This is a genomic window from Streptomyces sp. NPDC002623 (assembly GCF_053592635.1).
The window spans coordinates 23,874-38,773 of record NZ_JBSFWB010000058.1 but is presented as its reverse complement, the minus strand read 5'-3'; the positions used below and the strand labels follow the sequence as shown (position 1 = coordinate 38,773).

The following is a 14,900-nucleotide window of genomic DNA, read 5'->3' as shown; positions in this document are numbered from 1 at the left end:
ACGCCCGGTTACATTCCGAACCCGGAAGCTAAGCCTCACAGCGCCGATGGTACTGCAGGGGGGACCCTGTGGGAGAGTAGGACACCGCCGAACAAATATTATAGAAACCCCCGTACCGTTAATTCGGTACGGGGGTTTTCTGCGTTTCGGCTACCGTGGTCCGCATGAACTACAAGATCCGTTCCATACGGGCCGACGAATGGGCTGCGGCAAAGGAACTGCGGCTCGTCGCGTTGCGGGATCCGGTCGCGCATCTCGCTTTTCTCGAGACCTACGAGACTGCCGCGGCCCGTCCGGACTCCTTCTGGCAGGAGCGGGCTGTGGGCGCCGCCGAGGGCGCCGGCGGGGCCCAGCAGATCATCGCCGAAGGGCCGGACGGCGAGTGGGTCGCGACCCTGACCGTGCTCCTGGAAGAGGCCGGGACGACCGACTGGGCCGGCTTCGACGTCGAGCGGCGGCAGGGGCACATCGTCGCTGTGTTCGTGCAGCCGGAGTGCCGGGGCATCGGGCTGACCGAGGTGCTGTTCGACGCCGGCCTGGAGTGGGCGTGGGCGCAGGGTGCCGAGCGTGTCCGGCTGATCGTGCATGAGGAGAACGGACGGGCACAGCGGTTCTATCGGAAGGCGGGGTTCGAGCCGACCGGAGTCATAGTGCCGTTGCCGCAGGCTCAAGGGGAGACCGAGTTGGAGTTCGCCCTGGAGCGCGAGTGAGGTCATACCGGTAGTTCGGCGTTCGGCCAGCGGGAGCGGGCCTGTTCGCGGGAGCGGAGCAGGGCCAGGGCGGGCAGGCCGCGGTCCGCGCCGGTGGCCAGCAGCTCCGGGAGCCGGGAGATCGGGGCCACGGCCGCCACGTCGTCGAGGACCAGCGTGAGTGGTGGGTCGAGGCGACCGGCGGGTGACCGTTCGGCCATGGTCCGGCCGCGCTCGACCACGCTGGAGACGAGGGCCGTCAGGAGGGGCATTGCGCCTGGGTTTGTCCTGGGGTCCTCAAGGGATTCGCCGACCACGTAAAGCGTTCCCCCCTCGTCCACGAAGGAATCCAAGGCGAGGGCATCGGCTCGATTGGGAGTGCAGGCCTCGCGGATGTTGACCGTGGAGAGGGCGGAGAGGGCACGGGCGGTCAGTTCCTGGGCGATGTCCCGGCGTTCGGGGTGGGCGGTGAGGGCGGCTTCGAGTTCGCCGGCCGCGCCCGGGGCCGCCTTGGGGTTGGTGCGCAGGGTGCGGACCGCTTCCTGGATGCCGGTGCCCTGGGACCAGCGGTGGACGTGGCGGACCGTGCGGCCGTCGATCGCGGCGGCGTGGAGGTAGCTGCGGAGGAGGGTTTCCGCCGTTTCGCTGACCGTCTGGTCCAGGCGGGCGGTGGGGCGTACGGGGGTCAGAAGGGCGGCTGCTCTCGCTGCCGCCGTCGCCTTGACCTCGCAGCCTGCGGTGGGGGACCAGTGGAGGCGGGCCGGGGTGTCGCAGCGGTGGGTGGGGTCGTAGAGGTGGACCGGGCCCAGCTTGGCTCTGGCGTCCTTGGTGTCCTGCCAGAGGGCGGGGTCGGAGGTCAGGACGAGGGCGGGGCCCTCGGCGTCTCGGACGGCCTGGGCGGCGGTGGGGCGGCGGGTGGCCGGGGGGCCGTAGATCACGGCCCCGAGAGGCTCCGTCGGCATCGGCGTCGGAGCGGCGGCCGCCGACATCGGCGTCGGCGTCGGCGTCGGTGTGGGGCTCAGCGGCTTCGTCTCCGGGGCCGGCCGGTGCGTCGGCTGGGGTGCCGGTTCTGTTCTGAGCGTCGGCACGTCGTACGTGGGCACCTCATGCGTCGGTGCCTCATGCGTCGGTGCCTCGCGTGCGGGCATCTCGTGTGCAGGTGCCTTGTGTCGGGGCGGTGACTGTGGTGCCGTCCGTCGTCTCGCCCGTACCGCGCGCCAGCGGGCCACCGTTCCTATCGCGAAGACCGTGAGGACGAAGAGGATCATCAGCTCGCTGATGAACAGGCCCCAGAACAGTCCGTAGCCCGAGAGGTCTGTCGCCGTTGCTTCCGGCCAGGCTCCGGGGATGTCGTGGGGCTCGGCGACGAGGTGGCGCATCGCGAGGGGGGTGCGGGTGAAGGTGACGCCCGCGGGCCACGAGCCGTGGGCGAAGAGGGCCGCCAGGCCGGTCGCCGTCCAGACCAGCAGGGTCATGCCGAGCAGGAACGCGAGTATGCCGACGAGCAGCCCGTCGGGGATGCCTCCCTGGCCCTGGCCGCGCTGCTCGTCACCCGGTCTCATGACAACCCCGTCCCTCTGCGCCTGTGTTGTGCCTGCGCCTACGCCACCGTCGACTCGGACGAGCCGTCCAGGTCGGCCAGGTGTTGTTCCATGAAGGCCGCGGCTCGTCGTTCCTGTTCCAGTTCGGCGGCGAGCAGGGCGTCGTCGTCGGCGGCCGCCTGTTCCGCGGAGGTCTCCGTCATGGCCCGGTCGGTGAAGACCAGTGGGCGTTCCGTCTCTGTGACCAGGTGTTTCACGACCTGGACGTTGCCGTTGACGTCCCACACCGCGATGCCGGGGGTGAGGGTCGGGATGATCTCCACCGCCCAGCGGGGGAGGCCGAGCACCCGGCCGGTCGCTCTGGCCTCGTCCGCTTTCTGGGCGTAGATGGTCCGGGTGGACGCCATCTTGAGGATGGCGGCCGCTTCTTTCGCCGCCGCTCCGTCGACCACGTCGGACAGATGGTGGACGACCGCGACGAAGGACAGGCCGAGGCGGCGGCCGAACTTCAGCAGGCGCTGGAACAGCTGGGCCACGAACGGGCTGTTGATGATGTGCCAGGCCTCCTCGACCAGGAAGATGCGCTTCTTCCGGTCGGGGCGGATCCAGGTGTGTTCCAGCCAGACCCCGACGATCGCCATCAGGATCGGCATGGCGATCGAGTTGCGGTCGATGTGGGACAGATCGAACACGATGAGCGGGGCGTCCAGGTCGATGCCGACCGTCGTCGGGCCGTCGAACATGCCGCGGAGGTCGCCGTCGACCAGGCGGTCCAGGACCAGTGCCACGTCCAGGCCCCAGGCCCGAACGTCGTCTATGGCGACGTTCATCGCCTCCGCCGACTCCGGTTCGGGGTGGCGCAGTTGTTCGACGATGTCCATCAGGACCGGCTGGCGGTCGACAATCGTCTCGTTGACGTAGGCGTGGGCGACCTTGAGCGCGAAGCCGGAGCGCTCGTCGAGGCCGTGGCCCATCGCCACTTCGATGATGGTGCGCAGCAGCGCCAGCTGGCCGGTCGTGGTGATCGACGGGTCCAGGGGGTTGAGGCGGATCCCCATGTCCAGGGCGGCCATCGGGTCCAGACGGATGGGGGTTATTCCCAGCGCCTGCGCGATGAGGTTCCATTCGCCGACGCCGTCCTCGCCCTGGGCGTCCAGGACGACGACCTGGCGGTCGCGGAAGCGGAGCTGGCGCAGGACGTAGGTCTTCTCCAGGGCCGACTTACCGTTGCCGGACTCGCCCAGGACCAGCCAGTGCGGGGCCGGGAGCTGCTGGCCGTACAGCTGGAAGGGGTCGTAGATGTAGCCCTTTCCGGAGTAGACCTCGCGGCCGATGATGACGCCGGAGTCGCCGAGGCCGGGGGCGGCCGTGGGCAGGTAGACCGCCTGGGCCTGGCCCGTGGAGGTGCGTACCGGCAGCCGGGTCGTCTCGACCTTGCCGAAGAGGAAGGAGGTGAAGGCGTCCGTGAGGACGGACAGCGGATCCCGCATCAGCTCATCAGCCCCTACCTTCGGATTCCGGTGGCGAACGGGAGGGTGTTCACGAACGCCCGGTGGTGCTCTCGGTCGCACCACTCCAGCTTCAGGTACGACTTGCCCGCCGACGCCCTTATCGTCCGCTTGTCGCGGGCGAGGGCCTCGGGGTTGCGGGAGGAGACGGTGATGTAGCCGACCAGGTTCACGCCGGCCGCGCCGGACGCGAGGTCCTCGCCGCGCTGGTCGAGGCGGCCGTGGGCGGCCACGTCGCGGGGGTCGACGGTGCGGTTCATCTTGGCGGCGCGGCTCGCCTCCGCCTCGTCGTTCGTCTTCTCCGTGAGCATGCGTTCGATGGCGACCTCGGTGGGTTCGAGGTCCATGGTCACGGCGACGGTGCGGATGACGTCCGGGGTGTGGACGAGGAGGGGGGCCAGGAAGTTGACGCCCACCGGGGTCATCGGCCACTCCTTCACCCAGGCCGTGGCGTGGCACCAGGGGGCTCGGGTGGAGGACTCGCGGGTCTTGGCCTGGAGGTACGTCGGCTCCATGGCGTCCAGCTCGGCCGGCCAGGCGTTGCGCTTGGTCATCGCCTGGATGTGGTCGATGGGGTGGTCCGGGTCGTACATGGAGTGGACGAGGGAGGACAGCCGGCCCTGGCCGAGGGGCTGGCGGACGCGGATGTCCGCCTCCTGGAGGCGGGAGCAGATGTCCGTCAGCTCGCGGGCCATGACGACGGCGAGGCCCGCGTCGCGGTCGAGCTTGCGGCCGGACCGGGGGCGGGCGGCGCGGGCCATGGCGTGCGCCTCGGCGGACAGTTCGCGCGTGTAGTGCATACAGGCGACGAGGTAGGCGCGGTGCTGCTCGCTGCTGGTGGACACCATGGACTGGAGCTGGTCGTAGGAGCCGGCCAGCCAGTCCGGGGACTTCTCGTCCCCGCGGACGGCGACGTCCTTGGCGTGGGCGTCGGGGTCGGCGGGGAGGGTGCGGGCGAGCATCTGGAGGCGGGTGACGAAGCCGTCGCCGTTGGCCACATGCTTGAGGAGGGTGCCGAAGCGGTCGACCAGGGCTTCCTGGTCCTCGCTGTCGCGCAGGCCGACGCCCGGGCCCTCGATCTCGATGGCGGCCGTCACCGTACGGCGGTCGGCGTGCAGGAGGACGGCGATCTCGTCGGGGCCGAAGGGGGCGGCCAGCCAGCTGATGCGGCCGATGCCCGGGGGCGGGCCGATCTCGATCTCCTGGCCGTCGATCCGGGTGCCTGCCTCGGCGGCGGACGAGCGGTAGGTGGTCCCCTGGCGGAGGGTGCGCTTGTAACTGCGGTTGATCTCGAACCACTTGTAGAAGGTGCGGTGCTTGTACGGCACGTAGACCGCGGCCAGCCCGAGCATCGGGAAGCCGCTCAGCAGCACGATGCGCAGGGCGAGGACGGGGACGAGGAGGCCGCACATCATGCCGAGGAACGCGCCGACGACGATGAGCGCGATCTCACCGGTCTCGCGGTTGCGGCCGACGATCGCGTTCGGCCGGGCACGGCCGATCAGATATGTACGGCGGGGCGTGATCCCGTGGGACACGTGGGATTCGGTCGTCAACGCCCTTCACCTCCCGTGCGGTTGGTGCTGCTGTTGCGGGTGTTGCCGGCGTGCGGGGTGTTGACCGGGCTGCTCGCGCGGGGCGCGGGTGCGGCGGAGGGGACAGATCCGCCGCCCCCGTTCGAGGTGCGCGAGCTGTGCGCGGCGACCCCGCCGGATGCGGGGTTGGCGGGGCGGGCTCCGGAGGAGCCGGACTGGCCGCCTCCGCCGTTGTTGTCCGCACGGGAGCTGTGCGTCTTGATGCCCTGGGCGACGAGGGTCGCCGGGGAGCTGATGACGGCCGCGGCCTTGCCCTCGGCTCCCTGCATGATGCGGTTGTTGCGGCCGTTGGCGATCTCGTCGCCGAAGCCGGGGACGAAGCGGTAGATCATCGCGCTGGCGAAGATCGCGAGCAGGATGATGGAGAGGCCGGAGACGACGGCGGAGAAGGCGTTCGGGCCGTCGTCGGCGGACAGCGCCCCGGCGAGGCCGAGCACGATCACGATGACCGGTTTGACCAGGATGACGGCGATCATGATGCCGGCCCAGCGGCGGACGTGGCTCCACAGGTGCTTGTCGACGAGGCCCGCGTAGACGACGGTGCCGAGCAGCGCGCCGACGTAGAGCAGGGCCGCCCTGAGGACCAGCTCCAGCCAGAGCACGCCGGCGGCGAGGATCGACACCATGGAGACGACGATCAGCATGATCGGGCCGCCGCCGATGTTCTCGCCCTTTTCGAGGGCCTCGGAGAAGGTGCCGAAGAACGTGTCGGTCTGGTTGCCGGTGGTCTTCGCGAGGACGTCGGTGATGCCGTCCGTGGCGGAGACGACGGTGTAGAGGATGAGGGGGGTGAAGGCGGAGGCGAGGACGGTCAGCCAGAGGAAGCCGACGGCTTCGCCGATGGCGGTGGTGAGCGGCACGCCCCGCACGGCGCGCTTGGCGACGGCCAGCAGCCACAGCAGGAGGGTCAGGACGGTCGAGGCGGCGAAGACGACGGCGTACTGCTTGAGGAACCGCTCGTTGGTGAAGTCGACGTTCGCCGTGTCCTTCACGGCCTCGCTGAGCTTGTCGACGGTCCATGCGGCGGCGTCGGCACAGCCCTTGGCGAGCGAGGAGAGGGGGTCGAGGGTGTCGGAGACGCCGGGGTTGGTGGTGGTGCCGGAGTCCGCGTTGCCCTTCTCGCAGTACTTCTTGGCCTCGCCGGAGATGAGACTGCAGTCCAGGCTGCCGGACGGCGAGGGTGAGGGTGAGGGCGACGGGGTGGGGGCCGCGAAGGCGCGGGTGGCCAGCAGCACGGCCGAGGTCTGGACGGCCGTCACGACTCCGGCGAGCCTGAGCAGGCGGCGCGGCTTACCGGGCATACGTGAACCCTCCGTACTCCTCGATGGCCTTGCTGATCTCGTCGGAGGTGGCGGCCGCGTCGTCGCCGGGGACCGGGGCGGGACCGTCCTGCTGCTGGTCGTCGACGATCTTCCAGTCGTCGCCGGTCCACGCGAGGTCGAAGGTCCAGGTCTTCCACGACGAGGTGACCGGGTCGGTGGAGGTCGTCCCGGACATGCCGATGAGGCCCAGGTACCAGACGGCGACCTTGGCGTTGCTGTCGGAGTAGGTCTGGGCCGTGGTGCCCACCGGCACCACACGGGAGACGAAGGTGTTGCCCTCGGGGGCCTTGCCGTCGGCGTCGAGGCCCATCTTCGCGAGGAAGTCCGCCGAGTACGCCCGGTCCATCGCCGTCTGCAGCTTGGCCGCGGCGGCGGTGGTGTAGACGGTGTCGACGAGGTCGTGCCGGCTGTCCGTCTGGAACATGCCGGTCGAGCCCAGCGCCACCGCGTAGTTGGCGGCGGCCGACTGGGCTCCCTGCTGGGTGCGCGCGAACCCCGAGGGGATGCCGCCCGTCTTCGCCTCCACCGGCTTCGTGCCGGTTGCTGTCGTGCTTGAGGGGTTTGGTTTGTCGGCGGTGGTGCCGCCGCTTGCCGAGGTGGAAGAGGAATCGTCTCCTCCGCGGTTCGCGAAGGCGATCGCTGCGATGAGGAGGACGACGACGCCGACCACCGTGACCAGGCTGCGGGAGGACGAGCGGCCGCCTCTGCGGGCGCCGCCGTAGGGGTCGTTCTCGGGCAGCCGGAGGCGGGTTCCGCCGTACCCGTGGCCCTCGTCGGTGCGCGCGGATTCGCCGTAGTCGTGTTCGTCGCCGGGAGTCATGCCGCGAACGCCCCCTCGCTGCCGTACCGGAACGCGTAGAAGTACGACGGTAGCCGTGCTGGTTCCCGCGCGGGCGCGGTGTGGTGACTCGACATCAGGGACATCAGGGAAACGCAACCTCAGCCGGTGGGCACGACAGGTGGGTGGGGGTGGCGGGCCGGGCGTGCCCGGACGGGACTGGGGTGGTGCGGGGGGACGCGGCTACACGGCCATGCCGTACACGATCGTGAACAGCGTCCCCAGGGAGCCGATGATGAAGACGCCTGTCAGGCCCGCGATGATGAGGCCTTTGCCCTGTTCCGCGCTGAAGGTGTCCCGCAGGGCGGTCGCGCCGATGCGTTGCTTGGCCGCGCCCCAGATGGCGATGCCGAGGCAGAGGAGGATGGCGACCGCCATCACGACCTCGATCAACACCTTGGCCTCGTTGCCCAGGCTGCCGAAGGGCCCCCAGTCCGGAGCGATTCCACCGATGATGGTGTTGATATCGCCTTTGTCGGCCGCGAACAGCATGTAAGTCACCGCCCCTGGTGGGTAGTTCCGCAGTTCCCCTGCCGGTGTGCAGAGGTCACGCCTATTCTCGCCGACAAAGCCGCCGTCGTATGTCGACTTGGCGTCATTGATGGGCGGGATTCGTACGAATGGCTCGTACAGTCACTCTGTGTATCACGGCAGGTCACGCCGGGCAATGAGGTGGGTGCGGAACCTGTGGTGTGGTTCCGTCGTTAGCCCACTTCACGGCCCTGCGCCGTTTCTGACGGCTGGTCGGGTGAGCGTACGTTTCGATGTTCTCATGACGAACATCTCACAGGCGTGGCGACGGACGGCGAACGGGCCTCGGCTGGGTGCCGGGGCCCGTTCGGGGTTCGGTGCGGGGGTGGCTGAGCGTCAGCCGGTGAAGGCGTCCGTGCCCTCCGGGGTGCCGACGCCGGTGGGGCCGTCGTAGCCCGACTTGGCGGTGCAGAGGTAGCTCGCGCTGGAGGAGCAGGTGCCGTTGCTGCCGCTGGTGACGTCGTTCAGGGCGGAGGTGCCGGCGGCGGCGTAGGGGTACGAGGCCGGGTAGTCGCTGCTGCCGGGGGTGCCGGCGAGGGCGTAGACGGCCGCGATGATCGGGGCGGAGGCGCTGGTGCCGCCGAAGGTGTACCAGCCGGCGGTGACGCCGTAGGAGTCGTAGACCGAGACGCCGGTCGCCGGGTCGGCCACGGCCGAGACGTCGGAGACGGTGCGCTTGGCGCAGCCGGTGTCGGTCTGCCAGGTGGGCTTGGCGTCGTAGGCGGAGCAGCCGGAGCCGGTGCCCTCGGTGGAGCTGGTGTTCCAGACCTTCTCGGTCCAGCCGCGGGTGGTGGAGGAGGTGGAGAGGGCCGTGCCGCCCACCGATGTCACGTACTTGGACGCGGCCGGGTACTCGGCGCCGTAGCCCTCGTCGCCCGCGCTGACGGTGATGGCGACGCCCGGGTGCTTGAAGTAGGACGAGTCGTAGCTCGTGTCCGACGACGACTCGGAGCCGCCGTAGCTGTTGGAGACGAACTTCGCGCCCAGGGTCACGGCCTCGTTCACGGCCTTGCCGAGGTTGGCCATGGAGGCGGAAGTCGCCTCGACCAGCAGGATGTTGCAGTTCGGGCAGACCGCGCTGGCCATGTCGAGGTCGAGGGACTCCTCCTCGGCCCAGCCGCTGTCGGCGGTCGGCAGGGAGGTCGTCGAGCCGGTCTGACTCACTTTCTTGAAGCAGCCGTTGGCGACCGTGCAGGCCGGGAGGCCGTAGTACGTGCGGTACTTGGCGAGGTCGGCGGCGGCGTTCGGGTCGTCGTAGGCGTCGACGACGGCGATGGTCTCGCCGTCGCCGTTGCTCGCGGCCGCGTCGGTCAGGCCGTAGGCGTCCTGGAGGTCGGACGGGCCGTAGCCGGAGGGGGTGGAGGCGTCGGCGGCCTTGGGCGTGACGCCGTCCGCCTTGGCCTCCTGCTTCTGGAAGGCGGTGATGCCGCCGGTGACGCGGAAGGAGTTGCAGGCCAGATCGCCCTTGTGCTTGGGCGTGGCGCAGGGGGTGGCCGCCCAGGTCACCCGCTGGGAGGCGGTGGGGGCGGCGGTGGGTGCCGCGCTCGCTTGGGCCGCGGTGCCGAAACCGGCGAACACGAGGGCGGCGGCGCCGAGGACCGAGGCGCCGATGCGGCGCCGTCTGCCGGATATGGCAGCGGAGTCGGGGGAAGTCGTACGCAACGTACACGCTCCTGGGAGTGGGGTGGCAGGGGCAGTGCGGGTGGTTCTGCGTGGTGCGGGCGGCGGCCCGCGGACGACGTTCCCTTGTTGAGTACGCGACAACAAGGCAGGCGGTGGAATCCTGACTTCCGCCATACCGAAGGGGGTTGGGGGATTGCTGATCAATGGCGGGCGGATGGTGCGCGGATGGCCGGGGCTTGACCTCGGGCGCGCTACAGGCCCTGGGCGTCGTGCGGTGGCTCGGGGAGAAGCCCTTCCACGAAGTGGTCGAACTCGCCTGCCTGGACGCCCAGTACGAACGCGTCCCACTTGCGGCGGTTCGTCGTGACGACGTTCCCCGGGTTGTCGGTCACACGCAGGTAGACCGGGGCCTCCGTGTCGTCCTCGCCGTCTCCTTCGCCGAAGGCGATCTCGAACCAGGGGCCGGGTCCGGTGGCGTCCGGCGGGGCGGCTCGGGTCCAGGTGAGGTCGGCGGGGATGTCAGCCACGGGGGTGTCCTTGTCGAGGGTCGTGAGGAGCGCTGTCACCCACATGGGTGAGCGCCGAGGAACTGTGCGTATGCGGGTCCAACAACTTACAACTTGCCGCGCGGTGGGTGCCCGGGCGTCGGGCGGCCCGGCCGGGAAGGTTGTGTGGGCCGAGTGCGGGTAGCGTCGGAAGGACCGGAAGAGGTATCTGACGCTTCTCTCACCTTCGTGGGACACAGTGAACCCGATGAAGCGAAACGCCCTGCTCGGTGCGGTCGTCCTGCTGGCCGTCACCTCCGCCTCCGAGGCGGCCGCCGACGGGGGGCCCGGGCCCCTCGGCGTGACGGCCGTCGCGGTGGCGACGGCGCAGACCGCGCGGGTCGGCACGCTGTTCACCGCCGCCGACGCGCACGCCGGCAAGCTCGCCGGTGAGCACTTCTGCACGGCGTCCGTGGTGCACAGCCCGCAGCACGACCTCATAGTCAGCGCGGCGCACTGTCTGACCGGGGCCGGGGACGGCCATCTCGTCTTCGCCCCGGGGTACCGGGACGGCGTCGCTCCGCACGGGGTCTGGAACATCCGGCGGGTCTTCCTGCCCGACGGGTGGGCGAAGGGGCAGGACGAGGACAGCGATGTCGCGTTCGCCGTGGTCGGGGAGCGGGGCGGGAAGGACGTCGAGGACGTCGTCGGCGGCAACCGGTTCGTCACGGGTACCACCACCGGGGCCACCGCCGTGACCGTCACCGGCTACCCCACCTCGATCGAGGCCCCGATCCGCTGCACCAACCGGCCCACCCCGCACAACCCCACCCAGCAGCGCATCGACTGCCCCGACCTCACCGGCGGAACCAGCGGCAGCCCGTGGGTGAACGGCGACGACGAGGTCGTCGGCATCCTCGGCGGCCATGAGCAGGGCGGGGCCACGGCCGACATCTCGTACAGCGTGGTCCTGGGGGCCGAGGCGGCGGAACTGTACCGGGACGCGGCCTCGGCCCACGACAGGCCCTGAGGGCGACGGCCTCAGGCGATGCGGTGCACGCGCTGGGTGGTCAGCTCGTAGCGTGCGCCGACGACGGCCAGCTCGCCGGCGGCGATCTTCGCGGCGAGGTCGGGTTCGGCGGCGAGGCGGGCGCGGACGGCTCGGACGTTGGCGTCGATGGTCGAGTCGACGCGGGCGTCGCCGTCCTTGGTGCGGTCGATGTTCGGGCTGATCTGGTCGGCCAGATACTGGATGTGGGCGGGGAGCTCGTCACCGGTCAGGTCCGCTTGGACGGCGGCCTTCACCGCGCCGCAGGACTGGTGGCCGAGCACCATGACCAGCGGGATGCCCAGTTCGAGCACTCCGTAGGCGATGCTGCCGAGCACGGCCTCGTCCAGGACCTCGCCGGCGGTGCGGACGGTCATCAGGTCGCCCAGGCCCTGGTCGAAGACGAGTTCCGGGGGCACCCGGGAGTCGATGCAGCCGAGGACGACGGCGAAGGGGTGCTGAGCCGTCGTCAGGCTCTGGCGGACGGCGGGGGTCTCGTCCGGGTGCCGCTCGCGGTAGGTGCGCCAGCGCAGGTTGCCGGCCGCCAGCTCACGCAGGGCCTCGGCGGCCGTGTCGGGGCGGGGGGTGGAACGGGGGGCAGTGGGGGAGGAGGCCGAGGCGGGGGTGGTGGCGAGGGCTGTGCCGCCGAGGGCCAGGGCGCCGGCCATGCCGCCGCGCAGGAGAGCGCGGCGGGCGGTTCTGGGGGGAGTGTCTTCGGATATCACGGGGTGGAACGTAGGACCGATGCCGAAACCTTTGTGCGTACGTTGCCCGATCATGGTGGGGGGTGGGGAATCCGTGGTCGAACGATGGGGCCGGCTTGACGTGCTCCAGGGGCGGCCTTGAGATGATCGACAGGAACCTCACCGGGGGTCGGCGGGGGGACGGTCTCCCGGGTGAACTGATCTGTGTGGCAAGGTCGGTTCGGTGGATGTACTGAAGGCTCATGACCCCGCGCGGATGGGCGCGCACACGCTCCTCGCGAGGCTCGGCGCGGGTGGCATGGGGCAGGTCTACCTCGGGCGCTCGCCCGGTGGACGACTCGTGGCGATCAAGGTGATCCGGGACGAGATCATCGACCACCCGGAGGCGCTGGCCCGGTTCCGGCGAGAGGTGGAGACGGCGCGAGCGGTACGCAGCGCCTACACGGCGAACCTCATCGACGCTTCGCTGGATGCGGCGCCTTATTGGCTGGCTACCGAGTATGTTCCCGGGCCGACCTTGAGCAAGGCCGTGGCGGCCGGCGGGCCGCTGCCCGTGGAGACGTGCCGAGGGGTGCTCGCGGCGCTGGCCGAGGGGCTCGAGGCCGTGCACGGACACGGAGTCACGCACCGGGACCTCAAACCGCAGAACGTGATCCTCGCGGCTCAGGGCCCGCAGCTCATCGACTTCGGTATCGCGCGGAGCGCCTCCCAGACGGCGCTCACCGAGGCGGGGTTCGCACCGGGAACGCCGGGCTACACCGCCCCCGAGGTGCTGTTGCGCAACGAGGTCGGGCCCGCCGCGGACGTCTTCGCGCTCGGTGCGACGCTCGCCTACGCCGCCACCGGCCGGCCGCCCTTCGGTCACGGGGAGCCCGCCGGAGTGAGCTATCGCGCCGTGCACGAGGCCATCGATCTCGTGGGCGTGGACGCGGAATTGGCCGCTCTCGTCGAGGCATGCGTGGCGAAGGAGCCGACTGCCCGGCCGGGGCTGGCCGAAGTGATAGCGCGATGCGGGGTGCGGACGGCCCTGGTCGAGGACGCGTTCTACGGGGGACTCGTCGGCCTGGCGGAGGCCGTTCCGCAGAGCCCGGCCGCCCCACCGCGGGCCCCGGCCGCCTCGCCCGGGATACCGGCCCCTCCCGCGAATCCACCCATCGGTCCGCACGACCTGCCGACGGCGACACCTCCGTACGGCTACGGCTACACGCCCACGCAGACGGTCCGGTCGGCGCCCGTCGTGCGGCGGCGCGGCAAACCCTGGCTGATCGCCGGGGCGGCGGGTCTGGCGGTGGGCCTCGGAGCCGTTGCCGCTCTCACCCTGCTCCCCGACATGGGTGGCGACGGTGACGAAGGCAAGGGCGGCGAGGCATCGCCGGGAATTACCTCCTCGGCCCCCACGACCGCAGGCAGCGACAAGTCGAAGGTGCAGCCGCCGGCCTACGTCGAGCAGACGAACCCCTCGCGCGACTACTGGACAGCTGACACGACGTCACAGTACGGCGAGGGCACCTGCAATCTGCCGGTGGAAGAGCGCAGCGAGTACTTCCAGAGCTCGGTCTCCGCAGCGGGCAGCGACGCTCCCTACACCTCCGGCAAGGGCCGAATCGAGTTCCGGCTCAAATATGAGCCCTCGACGCCCTACTACGTGTCCGTGGCCGTGAAGTCTCCGCACGCGATCGACGCGGACACGGGCAAGCCCTTCGCCGGCGGCTTCCAGGAGAACCTCGAACTGGGGTACACGAGCAAGCCGGTCGAAGTCGGCACCGGCTGGGTGGACCTGACGTATCCGGACGACTTCCAGCAGAACGTGCGGGGCGAGAAGGCCGGCGACGCCATCCCCGTCGAGAACGACCCCGGTGACTGGACCGTGCTCTTCCTCCATGTCCAAGGACCCAAGCAATACGCGAGCATTGACTGCAAGGGGTTCGTCTCGAAGTAGCGCACACGACACGAACAGGTTCGCAAAAGACCCGTAAACAGGGCTGCGGTGGGGGAGGGTTGAAGCGTGCGAAAAGTTTGGGTGGTCGGCGGAGCCGCGGTCGGGCTCGGGCTGAGCTTCGTGATGCTGCTCATCATCGGTGTGTACCTCGTAGCCGGAAACATCGTCAACGGCGTCGGCGCGGGGAGCGTCGGGCTGGCCAAGGGGGCCGTGCCGTCGGCCTACCAGGCACTCGTGCAGAAGTGGGGCAACCTCTGCACCGCCATCAACCCCGCCCTGCTGGCGGCCCAGCTGTACCAGGAGAGCGGTTGGGATCCGGACGTCGTCAGCTCCGCCGACGCGCGCGGCATCGCACAGTTCATCCCCAGTACGTGGGCCACCCACGGCGTCGACGGCGACGGTGACGGCGACCGAGACATCTGGGATCCGAATGACGCGATTCCATCGGCCGCCTCGTACGACTGCGACCTCGCCAAGTACGTCAAGACCGTGCCGGGAGACGTCACCAACAACATGCTCGCGGCCTACAACGCCGGCCCGGACCGCGTCATCAGAGCGGGCGGGGTGCCGGCGATCAGCGAGACGCAGAACTACGTCAAGACGATCCGCACGCTCGAGAAGAGCTTTGCCGCGCCCGTCAGTCGGGTGGATCCTTCCAGGCAGGCTGCCGGGGCCATCTACTACGCTCAGAAGAAGCTCGGGACGCCCTATCTGTGGGGTGGGAACGGCACCGCTGAGCAGGGTGGACGGTTCGACTGTTCGGGGTTGACCAAGGCCGCCTACGAGAGCGTCGGGATCACCCTGCCCCGGGTCGCCAACGATCAGTACAACGCCGGGCCGCATCCCGCGCGGAGTGAGCTGTTGCCCGGGGACCTGGTGTTCTTCTCCACCGATCTCGGCAACTCGCGGGCCATCCACCACGTGGGGATCTACGTGGGAGGCGGCTACATGATCGACGCGCCCTACACGGGCGCCGTCATCCGGTTCGACCCCATCGACACGGCGGAGTACTTCGGGGCCACCCGGGTCACCGAAGATGGCGCGAAAGCGTTGCCCACGACGGTGTGACAGAAGCCG

13 protein-coding genes and 1 rRNA gene are annotated in these 14,900 nt (G+C 70.1%); 5 read left to right on the top strand and 9 right to left on the bottom strand.

Going from position 1 to position 14,900, the window contains the following annotated elements; genetic code table 11:
* Together rrf and ACWD4O_RS45805 are read left to right on the top strand one after the other, a co-directional pair.
* Nucleotides 1-93, top strand: a 5S ribosomal RNA gene (rrf, locus tag ACWD4O_RS45810); the annotation flags it as partial.
* Between the two features lie 71 nt (nucleotides 94-164).
* Nucleotides 165-710 carry a GNAT family N-acetyltransferase gene (locus ACWD4O_RS45805; RefSeq protein WP_450952199.1) on the top strand — a complete coding sequence of 182 codons (546 nt, stop codon included), beginning with the start codon at nucleotides 165-167 and terminating at the stop codon, nucleotides 708-710.
* 2 nt (nucleotides 711-712) lie between these two features.
* Here ACWD4O_RS45805 and ACWD4O_RS45800 read toward each other — a convergent pair whose 3' ends face one another.
* From ACWD4O_RS45800 to ACWD4O_RS45765, 8 genes are all read right to left on the bottom strand, one after another.
* Nucleotides 713-2,251 carry a type IV secretory system conjugative DNA transfer family protein gene (locus ACWD4O_RS45800; protein ID WP_451289025.1) on the bottom strand — a complete coding sequence of 513 codons (1,539 nt, stop codon included), beginning with the start codon at nucleotides 2,249-2,251 and terminating at the stop codon, nucleotides 713-715.
* A gap of 38 nt (nucleotides 2,252-2,289) precedes the next feature.
* The gene (locus ACWD4O_RS45795) at nucleotides 2,290-3,720 is read right to left on the bottom strand and encodes an ATP-binding protein (protein WP_351911322.1); all 1,431 of its coding nucleotides are present in this window, start codon (nucleotides 3,718-3,720) and stop codon (nucleotides 2,290-2,292) included.
* Nucleotides 3,721-3,734: 14 nt separating this feature from the next.
* A complete protein-coding gene (locus ACWD4O_RS45790) occupies nucleotides 3,735-5,294 on the bottom strand; it encodes an SCO6880 family protein (protein WP_451289024.1) in 1,560 nt (519 codons plus the stop codon).
* Nucleotides 5,291-6,634, bottom strand: coding sequence for a hypothetical protein (locus ACWD4O_RS45785; protein ID WP_451289023.1), 1,344 nt, complete (start codon nucleotides 6,632-6,634; stop codon nucleotides 5,291-5,293). Before ACWD4O_RS45785 ends, ACWD4O_RS45790 begins: the two co-directional genes overlap by 4 nt.
* Nucleotides 6,624-7,475 carry a hypothetical protein gene (locus tag ACWD4O_RS45780; protein WP_451289022.1) on the bottom strand — a complete coding sequence of 284 codons (852 nt, stop codon included), beginning with the start codon at nucleotides 7,473-7,475 and terminating at the stop codon, nucleotides 6,624-6,626. The genes ACWD4O_RS45785 and ACWD4O_RS45780 overlap by 11 nt, the downstream gene beginning before the upstream one ends.
* A 201-nt stretch (nucleotides 7,476-7,676) precedes the next feature.
* On the bottom strand, nucleotides 7,677-7,985 hold the full coding sequence (locus tag ACWD4O_RS45775) for a hypothetical protein (RefSeq protein ID WP_190151986.1): 309 nt from the start codon (nucleotides 7,983-7,985) through the stop codon (nucleotides 7,677-7,679).
* A gap of 375 nt (nucleotides 7,986-8,360) precedes the next feature.
* Complete coding sequence (locus ACWD4O_RS45770; RefSeq protein ID WP_451289021.1) at nucleotides 8,361-9,686, bottom strand: S53 family peptidase; 1,326 nt, start codon at nucleotides 9,684-9,686, stop codon at nucleotides 8,361-8,363.
* 212 nt (nucleotides 9,687-9,898) lie between these two features.
* The gene (locus ACWD4O_RS45765) at nucleotides 9,899-10,174 is read right to left on the bottom strand and encodes a DUF397 domain-containing protein (protein ID WP_451289020.1); all 276 of its coding nucleotides are present in this window, start codon (nucleotides 10,172-10,174) and stop codon (nucleotides 9,899-9,901) included.
* 226 nt (nucleotides 10,175-10,400) lie between these two features.
* Here ACWD4O_RS45765 and ACWD4O_RS45760 point away from each other — a divergent pair, with 226 nt between their 5' ends.
* The gene (locus ACWD4O_RS45760) at nucleotides 10,401-11,162 is read left to right on the top strand and encodes a trypsin-like serine peptidase (protein ID WP_451289019.1); all 762 of its coding nucleotides are present in this window, start codon (nucleotides 10,401-10,403) and stop codon (nucleotides 11,160-11,162) included.
* An 11-nt stretch (nucleotides 11,163-11,173) separates the two neighbouring features.
* On the opposite strand, the gene ACWD4O_RS45755 is transcribed toward ACWD4O_RS45760, so the two are convergent.
* Nucleotides 11,174-11,848 (bottom strand): carbonic anhydrase, encoded by a 675-nt coding sequence (locus ACWD4O_RS45755; RefSeq protein WP_451289028.1) that lies wholly within the window; start codon nucleotides 11,846-11,848, stop codon nucleotides 11,174-11,176.
* 259 nt (nucleotides 11,849-12,107) lie between these two features.
* Between ACWD4O_RS45755 and ACWD4O_RS45750 the strand changes: the two genes are divergently transcribed.
* Together ACWD4O_RS45750 and ACWD4O_RS45745 are read left to right on the top strand one after the other, a co-directional pair.
* Nucleotides 12,108-13,823 carry a serine/threonine-protein kinase gene (locus tag ACWD4O_RS45750; RefSeq protein ID WP_451289018.1) on the top strand — a complete coding sequence of 572 codons (1,716 nt, stop codon included), beginning with the start codon at nucleotides 12,108-12,110 and terminating at the stop codon, nucleotides 13,821-13,823.
* 123 nt (nucleotides 13,824-13,946) lie between these two features.
* Complete coding sequence (locus ACWD4O_RS45745; protein WP_451289027.1) at nucleotides 13,947-14,891, top strand: C40 family peptidase; 945 nt, start codon at nucleotides 13,947-13,949, stop codon at nucleotides 14,889-14,891.
* Nucleotides 14,892-14,900 lie beyond the last annotated feature (9 nt).

Excerpts from the sequence above, each read along its gene's own strand:
- ACWD4O_RS45805 (WP_450952199.1), top strand. The coding sequence starts at position 165 with ATGAACTACAAGATCCGTTCCATACGGGCCGACGAATGGGCTGCGGCA.
- ACWD4O_RS45800 (WP_451289025.1), bottom strand. The coding sequence starts at position 2,251 with ATGAGACCGGGTGACGAGCAGCGCGGCCAGGGCCAGGGAGGCATCCCC.
- ACWD4O_RS45795 (WP_351911322.1), bottom strand. The coding sequence starts at position 3,720 with ATGCGGGATCCGCTGTCCGTCCTCACGGACGCCTTCACCTCCTTCCTC.
- ACWD4O_RS45785 (WP_451289023.1), bottom strand. The coding sequence starts at position 6,634 with ATGCCCGGTAAGCCGCGCCGCCTGCTCAGGCTCGCCGGAGTCGTGACG.
- ACWD4O_RS45780 (WP_451289022.1), bottom strand. The coding sequence starts at position 7,475 with ATGACTCCCGGCGACGAACACGACTACGGCGAATCCGCGCGCACCGAC.
- ACWD4O_RS45775 (WP_190151986.1), bottom strand. The coding sequence starts at position 7,985 with ATGCTGTTCGCGGCCGACAAAGGCGATATCAACACCATCATCGGTGGA.
- ACWD4O_RS45760 (WP_451289019.1), top strand. The coding sequence starts at position 10,401 with ATGAAGCGAAACGCCCTGCTCGGTGCGGTCGTCCTGCTGGCCGTCACC.
- ACWD4O_RS45755 (WP_451289028.1), bottom strand. The coding sequence starts at position 11,848 with ATGGCCGGCGCCCTGGCCCTCGGCGGCACAGCCCTCGCCACCACCCCC.
- ACWD4O_RS45745 (WP_451289027.1), top strand. The coding sequence starts at position 13,947 with ATGCTGCTCATCATCGGTGTGTACCTCGTAGCCGGAAACATCGTCAAC.